The organism is Acidovorax temperans, from assembly GCF_028596105.1.
GTDB classification, from domain to species: domain Bacteria; phylum Pseudomonadota; class Gammaproteobacteria; order Burkholderiales; family Burkholderiaceae_C; genus Acidovorax; species Acidovorax temperans.
Window position 1 is genome coordinate 1,276,412 of record NZ_CP117193.1, and the last position, 17,386, is coordinate 1,293,797.

17 protein-coding genes and 1 tRNA gene are annotated in these 17,386 nt (G+C 60.5%); 2 read left to right on the forward strand and 16 right to left on the reverse strand.

Features of this window, described 5'->3' with window-relative positions; genetic code table 11:
* Window positions 1–7: 7 nt before the first annotated feature.
* The 15 genes from PQV96_RS05970 to PQV96_RS06040 form a co-directional block, all read right to left on the reverse strand.
* Window positions 8–457 carry a hypothetical protein gene (locus PQV96_RS05970; protein ID WP_207373224.1) on the reverse strand — a complete coding sequence of 150 codons (450 nt, stop codon included), beginning with the start codon at window positions 455–457 and terminating at the stop codon, window positions 8–10.
* Window positions 458–468: 11 nt separating this feature from the next.
* Window positions 469–1,272: a hypothetical protein gene (locus PQV96_RS05975; protein WP_207373223.1), complete on the reverse strand. Its 804-nt coding sequence runs from the start codon at window positions 1,270–1,272 to the stop codon at window positions 469–471.
* Window position 1,273: 1 nt separating this feature from the next.
* Window positions 1,274–1,468 carry a hypothetical protein gene (locus tag PQV96_RS05980; protein ID WP_207373303.1) on the reverse strand — a complete coding sequence of 65 codons (195 nt, stop codon included), beginning with the start codon at window positions 1,466–1,468 and terminating at the stop codon, window positions 1,274–1,276.
* Entirely contained in the window at window positions 1,465–1,923 is a 459-nt protein-coding gene (locus tag PQV96_RS05985) for a hypothetical protein (RefSeq protein ID WP_207373222.1), read from the reverse strand. The genes PQV96_RS05980 and PQV96_RS05985 overlap by 4 nt, the downstream gene beginning before the upstream one ends.
* The gene (locus PQV96_RS05990) at window positions 1,920–2,321 is read right to left on the reverse strand and encodes a hypothetical protein (protein ID WP_207373221.1); all 402 of its coding nucleotides are present in this window, start codon (window positions 2,319–2,321) and stop codon (window positions 1,920–1,922) included. The genes PQV96_RS05985 and PQV96_RS05990 overlap by 4 nt, the downstream gene beginning before the upstream one ends.
* Entirely contained in the window at window positions 2,318–2,578 is a 261-nt protein-coding gene (locus PQV96_RS05995; RefSeq protein WP_207373220.1) for a hypothetical protein, read from the reverse strand. Before PQV96_RS05995 ends, PQV96_RS05990 begins: the two co-directional genes overlap by 4 nt.
* 108 nt (window positions 2,579–2,686) lie before the next feature.
* Window positions 2,687–3,415 (reverse strand): hypothetical protein, encoded by a 729-nt coding sequence (locus PQV96_RS06000; protein WP_207373219.1) that lies wholly within the window; start codon window positions 3,413–3,415, stop codon window positions 2,687–2,689.
* 236 nt (window positions 3,416–3,651) lie between these two features.
* A complete protein-coding gene (locus PQV96_RS06005; RefSeq protein WP_044395424.1) occupies window positions 3,652–4,692 on the reverse strand; it encodes an IS630 family transposase in 1,041 nt (346 codons plus the stop codon).
* 38 nt (window positions 4,693–4,730) lie between these two features.
* Entirely contained in the window at window positions 4,731–4,901 is a 171-nt protein-coding gene (locus tag PQV96_RS06010) for a hypothetical protein (protein WP_273624815.1), read from the reverse strand.
* A gap of 52 nt (window positions 4,902–4,953) precedes the next feature.
* Window positions 4,954–5,235, reverse strand: a complete 282-nt coding sequence (locus PQV96_RS06015; RefSeq protein ID WP_207373217.1) for a BrnA antitoxin family protein — start codon at window positions 5,233–5,235, stop codon at window positions 4,954–4,956.
* A 109-nt stretch (window positions 5,236–5,344) separates the two neighbouring features.
* On the reverse strand, window positions 5,345–5,500 hold the full coding sequence (locus tag PQV96_RS22315) for a BrnT family toxin (protein ID WP_337931724.1): 156 nt from the start codon (window positions 5,498–5,500) through the stop codon (window positions 5,345–5,347).
* Between the two features lie 56 nt (window positions 5,501–5,556).
* Window positions 5,557–6,903 (reverse strand): tyrosine-type recombinase/integrase, encoded by a 1,347-nt coding sequence (locus PQV96_RS06025; protein ID WP_207373216.1) that lies wholly within the window; start codon window positions 6,901–6,903, stop codon window positions 5,557–5,559.
* Window positions 6,904–7,431: 528 nt separating this feature from the next.
* Window positions 7,432–7,508, reverse strand: a tRNA-Arg gene (locus PQV96_RS06030).
* A 190-nt stretch (window positions 7,509–7,698) separates the two neighbouring features.
* On the reverse strand, window positions 7,699–9,567 hold the full coding sequence (locus PQV96_RS06035; RefSeq protein WP_066697671.1) for a M14 family metallopeptidase: 1,869 nt from the start codon (window positions 9,565–9,567) through the stop codon (window positions 7,699–7,701).
* A 261-nt stretch (window positions 9,568–9,828) separates the two neighbouring features.
* The gene (locus PQV96_RS06040; RefSeq protein WP_207373215.1) at window positions 9,829–11,577 is read right to left on the reverse strand and encodes a DEAD/DEAH box helicase; all 1,749 of its coding nucleotides are present in this window, start codon (window positions 11,575–11,577) and stop codon (window positions 9,829–9,831) included.
* Between the two features lie 246 nt (window positions 11,578–11,823).
* On the opposite strand from PQV96_RS06040, the gene ettA reads away from it, so the two are divergent.
* Both ettA and PQV96_RS06050 read left to right on the forward strand, forming a co-directional pair.
* Complete coding sequence (ettA, locus tag PQV96_RS06045) at window positions 11,824–13,485, forward strand: energy-dependent translational throttle protein EttA (protein WP_044401746.1); 1,662 nt, start codon at window positions 11,824–11,826, stop codon at window positions 13,483–13,485.
* A 63-nt stretch (window positions 13,486–13,548) separates the two neighbouring features.
* Window positions 13,549–15,933 carry a DUF1631 family protein gene (locus tag PQV96_RS06050; RefSeq protein ID WP_273624816.1) on the forward strand — a complete coding sequence of 795 codons (2,385 nt, stop codon included), beginning with the start codon at window positions 13,549–13,551 and terminating at the stop codon, window positions 15,931–15,933.
* A 60-nt stretch (window positions 15,934–15,993) separates the two neighbouring features.
* Here PQV96_RS06050 and PQV96_RS06055 read toward each other — a convergent pair whose 3' ends face one another.
* A complete protein-coding gene (locus PQV96_RS06055) occupies window positions 15,994–17,316 on the reverse strand; it encodes a TAXI family TRAP transporter solute-binding subunit (protein ID WP_273625229.1) in 1,323 nt (440 codons plus the stop codon).
* Window positions 17,317–17,386: the final 70 nt, after the last annotated feature.

Below are 17,386 nucleotides of genomic sequence, written 5' to 3' on the forward strand. Positions count from 1 at the left end.
CGGTTCCTCAGAGCAATGAAGCCTGGGCAGCGGGTGCGGCCTCGCGCTCGGGTGGTGCGGCCTGATGCTGCAAGCCTTCGCCAAAGCCTTCGGTCAAGCCTTCCTCAAAATCTGCGCACCACTCACCCGCCAGGTCTTGCAGCGCCCGGAGCTGGGTCGTCTCATAGCTCAGGTCGGCGTGTGCGTGGTCGCTGTGCTTTGCCATCCAGTCGGCCAAGTTGTCGATACGGTCGCGCAGTCCCACCATGCGGCGCTGCAATGTGGCGATGGTCTTTGCCGCACGGGGGGCACTGGCGATGATGCCGAACTGTTCGCAGACTGCCCGAAGCTGGAACGGATGCACCAGCACGGATTGCGGTTCTTCAATCCCGTCTTGCTGGGTCAGCATGATGGCCGTGCCGTGCTCGTCGTTTACCTGCTCGGCACTCAGGTGGTGGTGAGTCAGTTTGGTGGTCATGGTGGTGTCTTTCAATGTGTGGTGATGTGCTGGCGATTCAGCAGGCGGGCGAAAAGGTGCGCGGGCTTTGCTGTCAGTCGCCGGTAGCTGCCATGCCCATGAATGCAGGCTGTTTCCCCTGTAGGGGTGGCAATATATAAAGGAGTGCTATGCGGTGCCCTATGGCTTGCTTTTTCAGCAGCAGGCACAAAACCGGCTGGAACCCTCATGGTTGCTAGGTTTTCGGCCTTTTTGGCCATGTTCACTACGTGCCCTAGTCCTTCGCTCCATGAATCACGCGGTGCCCTAATTTCGGCCCCGACCAGGGCACGCGGTGATACGGTATCTGTCACGGCGTGCCCTTGGGTTTTTAATTTTTCGGGGCTGGTTTTCGCGGCAACTTCAGCGGCTGCAATCAGGTCAAGCCCATGCTGCATGGTAGTGACTCGCTTCCATTCGTTGGTTTCCTTCATGGCCTCCAGGTGCTTTGCTGGAATGGCATAGCACTCGCGGTCTGTCATGCGGTACAGCGTTGGCAGTCGCTGGCCTCCTTTGGTTGAGCCACCCTTGCGCGTGACTGCAATGAGCCCCACGGCGCACAAGGCCCGAAGACTGCGAGCCAGGGTCTTAGGATGGCTGAGGCCACACTTCTTGGCCCGGGTCAGCGGTAGAGACAGGTCGCCGTTGTTGTGGCCCTTCAGTTCGCGCAGCAGCGCCAGATAGGCCAGCACGTCATGCGGCGACAAGGCCGCGAATGCGGGGCTGTCGTACACATCGCTGTAGATGCGCAGGCTGTGCCCGCGAGGGTCTCTGAATGGCCTGTGGTCGCGGCCCATATCAGCAGCCTCCCTTGCATTTACCCTGTCGGTGCATAGGGTCGCCTTTGATAACTGGCAGCGGGCCTTTGGGGGCGGGCTTGACTAGTTCGGGGTAGCCATAGCGGTTTACGGCAGGCGCTTGGAACGCCGGGCGGCGCGACACGCCAGCGCGGTCGGCCAGTTCCTGCATGGTCGGGTGCATTGATTCACTCATGCTGCACCTCCCAAGTCCAGCCCCAATTGCCCCGGATGCACACGGCTTGCGCGTCGCATGGCGTTCAGCCGTGCGGCCTCGCGCTCGGCCTGGGCGGCCTTGCGACGTAAATCGCGCCGGGCTTTGAACACGGCGGCGCACCATGCGGCAGCGCCTGGGCCAGCCTTCGCAATCACCTCTGTGCGCAGGTAGTACTTGTGCGGCCACGAAACCCGGCCATCTTTGCAACCGGCGGCGAAGGGCTCCGATTCAATCTCCCAGCCGTTCCCGTTGAGGGTGAAAATGAATGCGCTCAGGCGCGTGGTGCTGGAATCAAAAACAGAATCCAGTGACGTGAGCACTTCGCCACGCAGCAGCCGGGCCAAAACTTCGGCGATAACGGTGTTGGTTCTTTGAGGGAAAATCGGAGTGCCTGCCACGGCGGCCCCTTGCTTCATAGCGGGGGCTTTTTTCATTGCTTCGCCCCTTCAAACTTCGGCAGGTTCGCAATGCCCAGCACCAGCACGGCAACCAGTGCCACGGCAAAGCCACCAGCGGCGCGGTCGAAGTACTCCAGCTTGTGCAGGGCCAGCAGCTTGCCGTGAACGTGGCGTAGCGCATCGGCCTGGGGGCTGCAACGCAGCGCCAGCAGTTCGGCCAGCAACTCGCCGCCCAATGCAGCACCGGCACGTTCAGCCGCATCGGCATCGTCTGCATCGGCCAGCGCCAGCAGCTTTGCAGCTACATCGCGCAGGCCAGCGGGGCCAATGGGCATAGACAGTGCAAAACCGTCGCTTGTGCAGGTGGTCAGCAGGCCATGGCCCACGGTGATTTCGTGCCCGTCCGGGTGGGTGTAGATGGTGGTGGTGCTCATGCTGCCACCCCCAGCACGCGGCGGATGCCAGCTACCGGCCAGCCCAAGCGGCCATTGAGGCGCACGGGGCGCAGGCCATCAGGATAGGTGCCTTGGCTGTGCCAGCCGCGAAGGGTTTGCGGGCGACGCAGAAGGTAATGGGCTGCCTGCTCGGTGGGTACGGTGGGGCGGTTGACCAGTTCCAGCGGGGGGAATTGCTGGGGCTCAAGTGCAGCGCGGCGGGTATCTGCGCTGTGTTGGGTGATGATGGGATTCATCGCTTTGCATTCCGTAGAGTTGGGATGCAGCGATGTTTTTCGGGCGTCTATCCTCCCCCGCAAGTATCCCGGTATCCCCCAGCTTGGGGGGCACTACCTGGGGTGGGGTTAGTCTGTATCAGCTATGTCTCCCTGCTTGCGCAGACGTTCCCATGCCTTGTCAAAAACTCTTGAACTAGTGAACAGCTTTTCGTTTCTCAAGGCGTTACGAATTTCGGCCTTCACCCCAGCCTTGCCCGGTTCATTTACGGGCAGTGCGAGTGGGTTATGCCCAGCCTTCCGTATTGCAGTGAGAATCATGGCGTCTTGCGCAGAACCTCTCTGCAAAGGCTTCGCGGCCTGGGCCTGGGCTGGAAAAGCCTCTACTGCGGCAGGCTTGGGCTGTTGCGCTGCTGGCTCCGGCATCTCATCCAGCAAATCCGAGTTGTAGCGGCAGGCTAGGTTACGCAAGGCTGCGGCTGTTTGTGTTTTCCACACGGGCTGCTGCCCAAGTTCGTACACATCGGCGGCCAGCATGTGCCATGTGTATGCGGAGGGAGGGTGGTTGAATGCGTCCTTGTCGCTCTGGTGCGGCTTGCTCGTCTTCTTGAACAAAATGCGCCAAACCCCGTCTGGGTCTGGTGTTGCTGCTCCGATGCGACTTGCATCTCCGCCGTGCTGCCAGAGTTGGTGCGGCGGAAAGAGCGGCGGGGTCTTCAGCTCACCACTTGCAAAACGCTTGGCCAAGTCACGCAACTCATCATGCCCGACTGTTCCCCGTGCGATGGCAATCTCATCTGCAATCGTGGCTATGGTGATGAGATGGCCGTAGCTGTAAGCCTTCTTTGGTTCATTCATCCTTGCATCCCCCGATGCACCCCGGTATCAGGAGCCCCAGCAGGCCAGCGGGGGGACTGGCTTTTCGGCAGGATTGCGGCCCGGCCTAGCTGGGGCGAAACGGTCAATCTTTTTGCGTCAAGCAGTCAAATGCTTTTTTGCAGGCTTGGGCCTCTGGCCTAGCTTCGGTGTATTCCTCACGGTAGGCGTGTTCCACGCCCTGCCCAAGCGTACTATTGCTCCGGCCCCATGAAGTCTCAAGCGGCGGCATATTTGACGCGGGGATCCTGAAAGTAGCTCATCACCCGCTCGGGTGACTTCTCCAGCATGGCCATGTGTTCGTTGGCCGCATCGCGCAGTTTTGCCTTTGTTCTGACCGGGACCCGCTTGCCCATGGCCTGCTTGAGGTCGGCGTTCAAACGCTCTTCTGGGTTGAGTTCCGGGCTGTAGCTGGGCAGGTAGAACACCTCGATCTGTTCCTTTCTCTCTGCCAGCCACGCCTTGACCGGTTTGCTGTGATGTACACGCAGGTTGTCAAGGATCAGGAACACCTTCTTGCCCGCGTCCTTGATCAAGGCCTCCAGGAACTCAATCAACTTGTCGCTGTTGAAGGCCTCGTCAATGATCATCCAGCGTGCCTTGCCCCGGTTGGTCACCGTGGCGATCATCGACAGCTTCTGGCGTGTGCTGCCCACCGTGAACGCCACGGGTGTCTCACCTGCTGGTGCATAGCTCCTGCCGCGTACATCGGTGTTGACCAGTGCGGTCTCATCGCCCCAGTGGATTTCGCCGCCCTCAGCCTTGGCCTTGGCCTCGATGGCCGGGTAGTGTTCATCTAGCCAGGCCTTGACGGCTTCGGGGCGTTGTTCGTATGCCTTCTTGATGGGCTTTTGTGGGGTGAAACCCCAGCGTGCCAGGTATTTGCCCACGGTGCGCACACCCAATTTCAAGCCACATTCCTGTTCGATAAGCTGCATCACGGCGGCGCGACTCCACAGGAAGAAGTCCATCTTCAATTGCTCGGGACGTTTGTCGCAGATGGTCTTTTGGATGTGGACTTCTTGCTCGGGCGTGAGCAATCGGGCATCGCCTTTCGTGCGACCACGACCGGCTGGTTTGATGGCTGGCCAGCCGCCTTGCTCGAACAGATCAAGCACCTTGCGCACAGCCGGGTAGCTCAAGCCCGACATCTGCACCAGTTCCATGACTTTGATGCCCCGTTTGTGCAGTCGGATGACTTGCTTGCGCCGCTCGTGAAGCTGCTCCAGGGTTTGGTATCTCGCGTCTTCTTTGTCCATGCTGCTTCGAACGCGAAAATCAGCAGAAAGTTCAATCTTTATGGGGCCCGATCAATAACTGCGCGCTCAATTTCACCTGCATGTATTTGCGTCAGTGCCTCGTATAGCTTGTCGCGCTGAAAATTCATTGTCCATTCCGGCAAATCGTTTACTTCCAGCAAACAGGCCAAGATGGTGCCTTTTGCTTTCTGTTCCTTGGTTGGAGTCATCAATACACCTCTTGCATGGTTTCGTCTGGTAGGGGTAGCTGGGGCGAAACGGTCAGGCGTGCGTCTGAACCCAGCTTTTCAGGGCCTCATTGATGCGGGTTTGCCAGCCATCGCCCGATGCTTTGAACTTCTCCAACACCTCCACGTCCAGCCGCAACGTGACCTGGGCTTTGGTGCCACTGCCCAGCGGGCGGCCACGGCGTACCAGTGGCTTGACCTTCTCCCATTCGGCTTCTGTGAACGGCACAGCATCAGGGTCTGCCAGTGCAGCGGCGGTAATAGCGGCATCCTCGGTAGGTGTTGGCAGGATGGTTCCGGCTTTAAGTTTCGGCATAGTGTTTCACCTCTCGGCTGTTGGCCTTTCTCAAACTGATGATGCGGCGCTCGGTCGGCTGCTCTGGGGGCCGGTCAACAAACACCAGCGCCATGATGCGCAGGCCGATTTACCCCAGCGCCACCATGCGGGCCTCGCCATAGTCCCGGCGCGTGTCCGGCCACACTACGGCGGTTCCCCATTCAAAGCCTGCTGCCTCGGTCAGTGAGACGCCATGCTTTGCCATATTGGCGGCATCTTTTGCCGGGTCGAACGTCACCTTCATGGTTTAGTGTAGCTACGTTTATTTGAAGTTCAAGGATTATTTGTAGTTGCGTTATTTCAAGCAGCACCTACTACGCGCAGCTTGCCCGGTTCGGCCTGGGCATCAAACACAATCCCGGCCTGTTCCAGAATCCACGCCTCGATGCGCTCATGGTGTACGCGCAGCAGTTCCAGCGGTCGCACCTTGTAGTGCTTTTCAGCGGTTGCGCTGGGCTTGTGGCCCTGAATCTGCGCCACCACTCCGGCGGGCACCTCCAGCCACTCGGTCAGACTGGCAAAGGAGCGGCGCAGGCCATGCAGGGTCAAGCCCTCCAGGCCAGCGGCGGCACAGGCGCGTGTGTGCGGGTTGTTTGGTTCGGTCAGGCACCCGCTGGCGCTTGTGGGGCTGGAGAACACCCATTCATTGCGGCGGGGCAGGGCGGCCAGCAAATGCAGCATATAAGGCGTTGCGGGAATCTCGCGTGTGCCTTCCACCTTGTCGCGGATGCTGATTCCCTTCCATTGCGTGTTCACGTCCTCCCAGCGCAGCGCCAGCACTTCGCCAGGGCGGGCACCCGTCAGAAGCATCATTTGCAGGCAGGCGGCAATAACCGGGTTCTGTATCTGCTGCACAGCGGCAAACCATGCGGCCAGTTGCTCACGCTGTAGCACGTCCGATTTCGTCCCGGCCTTGCCCAATGCCTCGCGGGCCTTCTTTGTCTTGGCCGGGTTCTTGTCGGGCAGCAGGTTGGCATATTCCGGCTGTTCTGCGCACCACGTCAAAAACACCGTCAGCAGTCGCCATGCCAGCCGGGCCGATGAGGGGCGGGTCTTGCCTTCATTGGCGGCCCATCGCTCTATCGTGGCTTGGTCAAGGTCTTTCAGCGCCAGCGGCATCAGGGCGGCCAGCGGCCCCGGCTTGGTCAGTTGCTTTCCGCCACCACGGCGGCCCGATGGCAGGCCCCCGGCCTTTGCCTTGTCGATATGGTCACGGTAGTGCAGTTCGCCCCAAAACGGGCGGCGCTTTTCTAGGTAGTCCGCCCAGACTTCGCCCACGGTTACGGCGGCCACTTTGTCGGCTTTCACCTTTGCAACGGCTGCGGCCCTTTCGGCGGCCTGGGCGGCCTGTTGCTGGCGCTCTAGCTCTCGGGGGTCTGTACCACTGTCCACCAGCACCTTTAGACGCTGTGCCTCGCCTCTGGCCTTTTCAAGCGGCCAGTCGGCGGCAGTGCCGATGCTCAGGCGCAAGGTTGCCCCGTTCAAGCGCGATTCAAACACGTAGGTTTTACGGCCCGTAGGCGTCACACGCAGCGCCAGTGCTGGGGCTTCGGTGTCCCATAGAAAAGCCTGGGATTTACCAGCCGGGCAGGTGAAGGCGTCAACCCTGCCAGCGGTAAGCCTCACGCGGTTTTGTGGCTTGCTCATGGTGCCCCCTTGAAATCTGTAGGCAATCTGTAGGCAAATTCAGTAGAAATTGCCGAATTTCAATCAACGATAAGGCTGTTCACTTGTCCAGTGCTTTACGCCTAAGTTGTTGATTTGTATTGATTCTATCAGCACCAATCAACGGGGTGAAATACTAAAAAGTCAGGATTGTGATTCCTGTTGTCGTGGGTTCGAGCCCCATCAGCCACCCCAAATATGTTGTTATCACTAAAATGTGATAACAAGCGATCAAAAGCCTCTGTGGTATGCCACGGAGGCTTTTTTGTTTTTGGCTTCGCTTTATGAGTTCATCGCATCGTCGGGTGTTGGCGCGACGTGATTTCTGGCATCTCGACTGGCCTGACTGTGCTTCATAAGTTGTTCCAATTGCGACGCCACAGTGCTTTGGCTCTGTGTGTTGTCTCTCCATGCTTTGCCAACGGTAATCGGATTGAACATGGTGAGACGCAACAAAAAACCCGCTACGCCTGAGGTGTGCGGGTTTTGGTTTGAAGCGTTGGAGGCTCTTGGCCTGCCCGGAGGGACTCGAACCCCCGACCTATTGCTTAGAAGGCAATTGCTCTATCCGGTTGAGCTACGGGCAGTTTGGGATGTGGCGGTGGACTTGGGAATAATCCAAGCCCATCCAAGATGGAGCAAGTTTGCTCTGCCGCCGTAAGCTGCGATGATAACCCGCTACAGGCACTACCGAAGCAAGCCCAGCGGTAAGCGCAGCCCTAAACAATCCGTCAATGGATCACCAGGTTGTTGAACCTGCGCCTGGTAGTCTTGCGTTCAGTCGATTTCCTCAAACACCAATGCTGGCGTCGCCATCACGCGGGCAGTGTGGTTCAAGTCGTCCACCAGGCGGTTGGCGAAATAGCTGTTTTGCGTGTCGGGCTCCAGTGCCGCGACAGCGAGGTTTGCAAGGGGCTGATTCAGAGGAATGTAATAGCTCTGCGCAGGAACATCCATCGCTGCGCGCACCGGGTTGACCTTGACTCGGATGATTTCGCCGTTTCCAGCGATACCTCCACGCACATCGCGCCGTTCGCTCACTTCACGGGCAGTTTCTTCGTATTTTTCAACTAAAAGTGAGCCTGCTTCTGCCACGCGCATGACCTGAATGCCCAGAAGCTTGAAGCGTTCTACTGCTGAAGTCGCACTGGCGTCGAGCCAGTATCCACAGGGCCGAGCTCTGGCTTGAAGGGTTCGCAGCGTCAGCGACGAGTTCCAATCGACGCGTGTAGTTCGGTCTTCGCCCGACGTGGGATCCAGAAAGGTGAGATCTCGTTGAGTGGGTGTTGCCGCCGCATTCACGATGATTTGGTCGCGGCAAGCCTGGGCAGATGTGTCTTTCACGACAAAGGAGCGAACCTGCTCCAAGGGGCCCACTTTTTCTGAAGCAATGCGCAGAGCACTGGTCATGGCCACGACCTGGGCGTGCACACGTCTTTGGGCATGCAGGCGACCGATGCCTACTCCCCGTGTTTCCACCAGCAGACTGACGGTATTTTTCAGACCATGCACATTGCGCCCGGTGTCTGGCTGGGTACCACCCATGGAGATGGATTTATCGTCCCGGTTGGTGGATGTTGTGTAGTACCACTCACTGCTCAGGCCCTGGTCCTTCAATGCAGCAACCATGGGGCCATGAAACCACTCCAGCGAAGCCTTGGTCAGGAATTCTGGATAGTTGGCTGTGGTTGTGTGCTGCAGGAGTGCGTCGTACTTCTGGATACCATTGAATTTTTCAAGGAATCGGCCGACCACCGTGTATTCGTGCGAGTCGATGACCAGGATGGGGCGATAGTCACGTACCAGACGCGCGATGGCTCTGGCTTCTGGTGTGTGCAAGAGCAGATGGTCTCTGTTCATGTCGATCCCATTGGCGGTGACGCGTGTGCCCGCTTCACTTCCGTCAGGGTTGGCTCGTGGCGCAACAATCACATTGATTTTGTCCAGCAGTGTTTCCATCAGACCGCCTGGTGCCAACTCTCTGGCCAGAACTAGCAGCGCTTCGGCGCTTGCGGGTTCATCGCCGTGTTGCTGCCCCACCAGTACCACCGTAGGGCGACCGGCGGATTCCAGGACCGCTGGGGTGGGACTTTTCGCTCGCGTCAGCAGCAATCCAAGGATGGGTGTGCCGCGTTGGGAGGTACCTAGATTGATCAGGTGAGGGCGGGCCTCATTGGCTGGGCGCATGCCAGCCAAGTCGTTCAGCCATTGGGCCAATTCGGCATTGGTTGTGAAAGCGCGGCGGTCTTTGCCCAGGCCAGGGGTGCTGTATTGGATGGTAGGTTCAGGAAAACGAGCCGCTACTGCCGCGTTGTACGGCGGCGTCAGCGAATCTTCGTTGCGGCTGACGATGACTGGCGTGGCTGCAACGGGCGTTGCGACTGGCTCTGCAACGCGGGCAGGTGCGCCCAAGGGCTGTGGGACGGGCTTCGCTGCTGTTCGTGGAAGCGGTGCGGGGGGCTGGGCTTGCGGAGCCGACGAAGGGTTTGCAGGCCAGGGCGGTAGCGGGGTACTGCTGCATGCACCAAGGAGTGTCGCCGCCCCGAGCAGCGCGGCCATGACATTGAGTCGCCGAGCGCTGAGGCGATAGGGAGCCTTGGTGACGGGTTGTTGGCTGAGGGCGGGGGAGGGATCACGCAAGGTCATGGTTCAAGGGCCGTTGTTGGCGCTGGTGTCGTCATGGTTTTGTGGATGTTACCTGTTGGCGCTGGGCGCGCCCTCGCTGCGCCTCTTCACTATCTTGTGCTCCTCCAATCAGCTATGAGCCTCATGGTTTGGATGGCTTCATTTGATTGCTGTGGAACGAAGGCAGGCTCTGAGTGCACTGGTGTGAAAGCCACTCCCAATGTAACTGCGCCCAACTCCCACACAAAAATGGGAGCTGGGCGCGTTGATCAGGAGGAGTGGTTAGCGATTGAATGAACCGCGAGGGCCGCCAGAGCCACGTGGTCCATTGCCTCGGCCGCCACCACCACCGCCGCCGTATCCGCCTCCGCCGCTACGGTATCCACCACCACCGCCGCGGCGACCACGTTCGGCCATGCTGTCTACGCTGGTACGCATGGGGTCGGGTTGTCCACCCGCGCCGTGGCCTCCATTGCGATGGACGGGGTTGCTGTGTCCGAGGTGGGTTCCCAGATGGGCATTGGCCCGTGGAGGCTGTGCATCGTCGTAGCGAGAGGAATTGTCGGCGCGTGGGCCACGGCTGCGTGCAGATGCCGGTTGAGCGTTGCCGCGACCTGCACCACCACCCTGGCCAGCACGGCTTCCACCTGCGTTCGGGCCTTGGCCGCGTGAGCCGCTGCCGTTTCCAGACCGTCCACCGCCGCCATTGCCTTGGCGAGGGCTGCGTTCGCCTTGGCCCTGGGCTGCCTTGTTGGTACGAATGCGGTCCATCATTTCGGAGCGAGCGGCCTTGGCGGCAGCCTGCATCACTTCGCGGCTCGGTGGCTTGCCTGCACCGCCCCAGATGGTCTGGCGGCCCATGGCGATAGGCTCGGCCTTTTCGCCTGGCTCAGGGCCAAAGCCTTCAATGACCTGGACGGGAATTTGCTGCTTGGTAAAGCGCTCGATGTCCATCATGAAGCCTTCCTCGTCCATGCAGACGAGGCTGACGGCTTCGCCAGTGGCGCCTGCACGGCCCGTGCGGCCGATGCGGTGAACGTAGTCCTCGGACACGTTGGGAATCTCGTAGTTGACGACGTGTGGCAGGTCGTCGATGTCGATGCCGCGGGCCGCAATGTCTGTGGCTACCAGAGCGCGGATCTCGCCACTCTTGAAGCCTGCCAATGCCTGGGTGCGGGCGCTCTGGCTCTTGTTGCCGTGCAGTGCCATCGCGCTCACGCCATTCTTGGTGAGGAACTCAGCCACATTGTTGGCGCCGAATTTGGTGCGGGTGAACACCAGTACCTGGCTCCAGTTGTGCTGTTGGATGATGTGCAACAGCACTTGCTTTTTCTTGCCACGGCCCACGGGGTGAATCACCTGGGTGATGCGCTGCACCGTGGTGTTGCTGGGCGTGACCTGGATGCTTTGGGGGTTCTTGAGCAGCGTATTGGCCAGCTCGCGGATTTCATCGCTGAACGTGGCAGAGAAAAGCAGACTCTGCTTGTCTTTGGGTACTAAGGCGAGCACCTTTTTGACGTCATGGATGAACCCCATGTCGAGCATGCGGTCGGCTTCGTCCAGCACCAGAATTTCAACTGTGGAAAGGTCCAGGAAACCTTGCTGCTGCAGGTCGAGCAAACGCCCGGGCGTGGCAACCAATACATCCACCCCGCGCTTGATGCGGTCGATCTGTGGGTTCATGCCCACACCGCCAAACACCACGGTCGAGTTGATATCCAGATATTTACCGTAATCGCGCACCGACTCTTCGACCTGAGCGGCCAGTTCACGGGTGGGTGTGAGTACCAGAGCACGAATGCCCTTGCCGCCAAATTTGCTCTTGGGGGCTGCGCCCTGGCTCAGGCGATGCAGCATCGGCAGGGTGAACGCAGCCGTCTTGCCGGTGCCGGTCTGTGCCCCGGCCAGAAGGTCATGCCCTTCAAGCACGGCGGGGATTGCCTGCGCCTGAATGGGGGTAGGCGTCTCATAGCCTTGTTCGAGCACAGCCTTCAGGATGGCGGGGGCCAGATTCAGTTCTTCAAATTTCATGTCGTTGATTGCACCCGTCCGGGGCGCGGGGTATCAGCCTGTCGTCGCAACCGCGAGAGGGTTGCCGAGCCAGTCTCAGGCAGATGAGGTTCAAAGGTGGGAGCCCGGAAATAGAGATTCCATCGTCCCCAGCAAACTGCTGATGTGATGAGCAACTGGAGCCCATTACGGCATCTATTGTCGCATGGGCCGATAATCTCGGTTTGAACGCAGAATTTTTGCCCACTTTCGCAGGTTAGACAAGCAATGGCCCAATACGTTTATTCGATGAATCGCGTCAGCAAGACGGTGCCCCCCAAGCGCCAGATCTTGAAAGACATTTCCCTGAGCTTTTTCCCGGGCGCCAAGATTGGTGTGCTGGGCCTGAATGGCTCGGGCAAGTCAACGCTGCTCAAGATCATGGCTGGCGTGGACAAGGAGATCGAGGGTGAAGCCATCCCGATGCCTGGCATCAAGATTGGCTATCTGCCCCAGGAACCTCAACTCAACCCCGAGCACACCGTGCGTGAAAGCGTGGAAGAGGCCATGGGTGAGGTCTTTGCCGCCAAGGCCAAGCTCGAAGAGGTGTACGCCGCCTATGCCGAGCCCGATGCTGACTTTGACGCGCTGGCTGCAGAGCAGGCCCGTCTGGAGGCCATCATTGCCACCGCTGGCACAGATTCCGAGCACCAACTGGAAATCGCTGCTGACGCCCTGCGCCTGCCTCCATGGGATGCCAAGGTGGGCGTGCTTTCCGGCGGTGAAAAGCGCCGCATTGCGCTGTGCCGCCTGTTGCTGTCCAAGCCTGACATGCTGCTGCTCGACGAACCCACCAACCACTTGGACGCTGAGTCGGTGGACTGGCTGGAACAGTTCCTGCACCGCTTCCCCGGCACCGTGGTGGCCATCACCCACGATCGCTACTTCCTGGACAACGCCGCCGAGTGGATTCTGGAACTGGACCGTGGTCATGGCATTCCGTACAAGGGCAACTACAGCACCTGGCTGGACCAGAAGCAGGCCCGTTTGGAGTCTGAGCAAAAGGGTGAAGAAGCCCGCGCCAAGGCTCTGAAGAAGGAACTGGAATGGGTGCGCCAGAACGCCAAGGGCCGCCAGGCCAAGAGCAAGGCTCGTATTGCCCGCTTCGAGGAATTGAGCGATTTCGAATACCAAAAGCGCAACGAAACGCAGGAAATCTTCATTCCTGTGGCCGACCGCTTGGGCACCCAGGTCATCGAATTCAAGAACGTCACCAAGTCGTTTGGTGATCGCGTCCTGATCGACAACCTGAGCATGAACATCCCTGCAGGCGCCATCGTCGGCATCATCGGCCCCAACGGTGCCGGTAAATCCACGCTGTTCAAGCTGATTGCAGGCCGTGAGCAGCCTGACGCAGGCGAAGTCATCATTGGCTCCACCGTGAAAATGGCCTACGTAGACCAGTCGCGTGATTCATTGTCGGACGATAAAACCGTCTGGGAAGACATCTCCGGTGGTCTGGACATCATCAACATCGGCAAGTTCCAGATGGCCAGCCGTGCTTACGCGGGCCGCTTCAACTTCAACGGTGGAGATCAGCAAAAGAAGGTGGGCATGCTCTCCGGTGGTGAGCGCGGTCGTCTGCACTTGGCCAAAACGCTGATCCAGGGCGGCAACGTGCTGCTGCTGGACGAGCCATCGAACGACTTGGACGTGGAAACCTTGCGCGCCCTGGAAGATGCCCTGCTGGAATACGCGGGTACGGTGTTGGTCATCAGCCACGATCGATGGTTTCTGGACCGGATTGCCACGCATATCCTGGCCGCTGAAGGTGACAGCCAATGGACGTTTTTTGACGGCAATTACCAAGAGTACGAAGCCGACAAGAAAAAGCGCCTGGGCGAAGAGGGTGCGAAGCCCAAGCGCATGCGTTACAAGGCGCTCAAGTAAGCGCTCCAACGCTCGCAGGTCAAGTAGGATTGCAGCCGAAAACTCCTCTTTCTTTCACTTACCATGTCCCAGGCAGCGCTCGATCTGAGAACCGTCTTCCGCGCCTGCGTTGTCAGTGCGGTGCGCGAAGGCGAGCCGCTCATGGGCAAACTGGTGGAAGTCACGCGCAATGCGTTGACTCAGGAAGAGTCGTCGGTTCGCAATATCCAGCAGCGCAACAATCTGAGTGATGCGCTGAATGCGCTTAAGCTGCATGAGGCCGCATTGCTCAAGGGCTACCCCATGGCGCTGCTGGAGATCTTTGCGGAGGGACCTGCCAACGCCAAGGTTCGCCCGGCAGATGCCTCTGGCATGGACTTCGGCGAGCTCTCGCTGATGGACGACAGCGAAGTGCAAGACCAGGTGGAGCTTGCACGCGCTCAGCAACTGGCGGCCCATGCGACCGAGGGCGTGCTATCTGAACTCAATACGCTGGTCAGCTCTGCTCAGGGTTTGCGCAGCGTGCAGCCCGAGCGCAACCCCTTGCGTCCCGAGAATTACATCCGCGCATTGCAGCGGGTTGTGTCTGAAACGGGCGCCACGTCTGAAGTGCGCCAGCTGTGGATGCAGCACATGCGAGGCCTATTGGGCAAGTTGCTGGAGGGTGAGTACCAGCGCATGGCCAAAATGCTGCGAGACCAGGGCGTGCAGCCTGTGGGGTACGCGGTGCTGGGCACTCCCGGCGGTGCGGTGGGCCGATCAGGCTACGGCGCTCCCCAGCAGGCTATGGCCACGGGTTACGGTGGTGGCTATGCCACGGGCTACGGGCACACCAGTGGATACGGTGGGGCTTCCGGGTACAACAGCCGCGGCATGGGTGCGCCTACCGGGTGGCAGGGCGATTCCCAGCAGTCCCCCCTGGCGGCAGAGGCGGAGGAAGCCATTCTGACCGTGGGCATTCTGCGCCAGATGCTGGCGGGGGCAGACCCGTTCAATCCGCCCGGTTACGCGGCTGTTGCCCCCCAGATGATCGCGCAACCGGCCAGCCGCTGGGAGAATGTCCCCGCCGCCGTGCCCAGCGTACCTGGCCCATTGGGATCTGCTTACGCCGCAATTCCTGCCGTGGCCGTGGACGCCATGGAAGACATGGCCCAGCTGGAACGGCTGGTGAACCGCCTGGCGGGCGGAGCCCAGGCAGCGGCGCCGTTGTCCGCCTGGCGTGCGCCAGTGCAGTTGGCACAACCCATCTACACGGTTCCTTTTGTGGCGCCCACGGAATCCCCTGCGGTGGCGGCCGACGTGGTGGCCAACATGATGGCGACGCTGGCGCAAGACGCGCGGCTGCTGCCTCCCATGCAGCTCGCGGTAAAGAAGCTGGAGGAGCCGCTCAAACAATTGGTGCGCTTTGACCCTCGTTTCTTCACGGATGCAGGCCATCCGGCGCGGCGCCTGCTGGATGAGATCACGCAGCGCAGTCTGGCGTTCACTACCGAAGATGCGCCGGGCTTTGCCCAGTTTGTGCGCTTGGTGAATGAAGGCGTGGCCCATTTGGCGGCCAGCCAGATCAAAGACTCCACGCCTTTCGAGACCGTTCTGCGGGCACTGTACTCCGCGTGGGACACCCAGGAGCAGCGCAAGAAAGCCCAGGAAGTAGCAGAGCAGCAGGCACGTCAGCGGGCCGAGCAACGAACCATGCTGGCTGAACGGGTGGCGGCTGATATTCGCAAGCTGCACGACATAGGCAATGTGCCTGCCGATATTCTGGATTTTGCTGCGGGCCCTTGGGCAGACGTGGTGGCTCTGGCGCAGGTGAGCGCCGAAGGGCAGCAAGATGACCCCTCGGGATACCTGGCGCTGGTGCCCTTGCTTCTTTGGAGTGCCCAGCCCGAACTGACCCGGCTGGAGCCGGAGCGCCTGACCCACGCCATCCCTGACATGCTGGCAAAGTTGCGCCAAGGTCTGCGCTCCATTGATTACCCGGCCGACAAGGCCAGCGCTTTCATTGCGAGGTTGGTCGCATTGCACCAGGCGGCCTTTGAAGCTCCCCCAGCGCCTGGCATCTCGATTCCATTGCCGCAGGGTGATGCAGTAGCTGAGCCTGGCGACAGCATGGGCTCGGAACTTCCGGCGGAAGAGGACAGCAGCCAGGCGCTGCTGGAGCCCACCGCCAGCCAAGTGGCAGCCCTGGCTGAAGACCCCTTTGCCAATTTTGTGGTGGGTGCGTGGGTGGAATTGATCTCCAACCAGCGCCCGGTGCGCACGCAGCTTACCTGGACCAGTCCCAACGGAACGCTGTTCCTGTTCACCTCGCCCGATGGCAGCACGCAGTCGATGACGCGCCGCATGCGGGACAAACTCGCCAGCGAAGGTACGCTGCGCGTGATTCGCTACAAACCCTCGTCTCGCAGTGCCAATTCGGCACCGGCCGACCTGTCCCGCACGCCCCCCAAGGTTTCCAAAGGCCGCTGATTCAACTGGGCCGCACGCAAGGCACGCCAGCCGCAGGGGGCTTGGAGTCAGGCCAAGCCCTCAGGGCCGCATGAGCTTCTTGCGGATCAGGTGGATATGGTTGCGCAAGGCGTACAACTCGTCGGCGTATGACAGCGGCACGGTCACCTTTTCAACCTGGGCTTCCAGCGCATCGAGCGCCTGCAGCATTTGCGGGGCCTTGTCTGGCTCAGACTCCACCGTGTCTTCGATCTCGCGCAAGCGGCCGTACCAGCGGAAGACGCGCGAGCGCACCCTGAACTGGTACAGCGGTGGCACAACGCGTGACAGGGGCAGCAGGGCCGCCAGCAAAATCCCCAGCACCAGCCACATCCGCTCAATCAGGTTGGCCAGCCAGAACGGCAGGTAGCGCTGCAGCATGGGCACCGGCTCGTTCATGGCCCGCTCACCCTCTTTGGCAATGGGCAACTCGCTGTTGCGCATGTTGGGAAACTCCCGTGCGCGGTTGAACCAGCCCGCTGTGCTGTGCACCTGCTGGGCGCGCTGCGCAAACAGCGTGAGCAAGGCCGGGTGCGTGGATTCCCGCGCCAGCAGCGAGGTGGTGGACGCCACCATGCGCACGTCCCGCGCTGGCACATTGCTGGCCAGGTCCACCACACCCCAGGGTAGCGTGACCGGGGAGAGGAAGGGGAAACGCCGTGCGTACGCCTCGTGCTGGGCAATGTCGAGCAGCTGCACGCCAGGGGTTTGCAGCAGCATCTGCACCATCAGCGACTCGGGGGCTGACGCGAACACCAGCGCGTCCAGCTTGCCTGCCAGGAAGGCGACAGTGGCAGGCGTTTCTTCCAGCCGGGTCATGGTCACTGCGCCGGCCTCCAGGCGGTTGGCTTCCAGCAACTGGTTCATGAGCCAGGGTACGCCACTGCCTTCCGAGCCCACGTTCACGCGCATGCCGCGCAATTGCCGCAAGCCGTCCAGCCGGGGCCGCTCGTACATGCGCTGGGCGGCTTCGGTGCGGTAGAACACCCACACTGGCTCCACAAACAGGCTGCCCAGCGACACCAGGTTTTCCGGGTCGTCCGGCAGCAGCTCGGCGGTGCCGCCTTGCACAAAGGCCAGGTCTGCCTGGCCGTCGCGCAGCAACTGAAGGTTGGCCGATGATCCATCGCTAGGCAGCAGCCGCACCTCGATGCCAGCGGCGGCCAGGGCCATCTGGTAGCGCTTGCCAAACTCTTCATAGGCGCTTTGCGCGGGGCCCGTGGCCAGCGTGACCGATTTGGGCGGTGTGGGGTTGAGCCACCAATAGGCCAGCACCAACAGGCCTACTGCCAGGAAGGCCAAGGGCCCAGCAGACAGGACCAGATCACGAAACGACAGCAACGCAGAGCGCAGCGCCTTGGACATGCGGGGAGACATCACGGGCGATACCAATGGGAAAAAGAAAGCAGGCGGTGCACCGGCTGGTGCCCGCCGC

Bases quoted from the DNA above. Each gene is read 5' to 3' on its own strand.
- PQV96_RS06000 (WP_207373219.1), bottom strand. From the start codon at position 3,415: ATGAATGAACCAAAGAAGGCTTACAGCTACGGCCATCTCATCACCATA.
- PQV96_RS05985 (WP_207373222.1), bottom strand. From the start codon at position 1,923: ATGAAAAAAGCCCCCGCTATGAAGCAAGGGGCCGCCGTGGCAGGCACT.
- PQV96_RS06010 (WP_273624815.1), bottom strand. From the start codon at position 4,901: ATGACTCCAACCAAGGAACAGAAAGCAAAAGGCACCATCTTGGCCTGT.
- PQV96_RS05990 (WP_207373221.1), bottom strand. From the start codon at position 2,321: ATGAGCACCACCACCATCTACACCCACCCGGACGGGCACGAAATCACC.
- PQV96_RS22315 (WP_337931724.1), bottom strand. From the start codon at position 5,500: ATGAAGGTGACGTTCGACCCGGCAAAAGATGCCGCCAATATGGCAAAG.
- PQV96_RS05975 (WP_207373223.1), bottom strand. From the start codon at position 1,272: ATGGGCCGCGACCACAGGCCATTCAGAGACCCTCGCGGGCACAGCCTG.
- PQV96_RS05980 (WP_207373303.1), bottom strand. From the start codon at position 1,468: ATGAGTGAATCAATGCACCCGACCATGCAGGAACTGGCCGACCGCGCT.
- PQV96_RS05970 (WP_207373224.1), bottom strand. From the start codon at position 457: ATGACCACCAAACTGACTCACCACCACCTGAGTGCCGAGCAGGTAAAC.
- ettA (WP_044401746.1), top strand. From the start codon at position 11,824: ATGGCCCAATACGTTTATTCGATGAATCGCGTCAGCAAGACGGTGCCC.
- PQV96_RS05995 (WP_207373220.1), bottom strand. From the start codon at position 2,578: ATGAATCCCATCATCACCCAACACAGCGCAGATACCCGCCGCGCTGCA.
- PQV96_RS06015 (WP_207373217.1), bottom strand. From the start codon at position 5,235: ATGCCGAAACTTAAAGCCGGAACCATCCTGCCAACACCTACCGAGGAT.
- PQV96_RS06050 (WP_273624816.1), top strand. From the start codon at position 13,549: ATGTCCCAGGCAGCGCTCGATCTGAGAACCGTCTTCCGCGCCTGCGTT.
- PQV96_RS06005 (WP_044395424.1), bottom strand. From the start codon at position 4,692: ATGGACAAAGAAGACGCGAGATACCAAACCCTGGAGCAGCTTCACGAG.
- PQV96_RS06035 (WP_066697671.1), bottom strand. From the start codon at position 9,567: ATGACCTTGCGTGATCCCTCCCCCGCCCTCAGCCAACAACCCGTCACC.
- PQV96_RS06040 (WP_207373215.1), bottom strand. From the start codon at position 11,577: ATGAAATTTGAAGAACTGAATCTGGCCCCCGCCATCCTGAAGGCTGTG.
- PQV96_RS06055 (WP_273625229.1), bottom strand. From the start codon at position 17,316: ATGTCCAAGGCGCTGCGCTCTGCGTTGCTGTCGTTTCGTGATCTGGTC.
- PQV96_RS06025 (WP_207373216.1), bottom strand. From the start codon at position 6,903: ATGAGCAAGCCACAAAACCGCGTGAGGCTTACCGCTGGCAGGGTTGAC.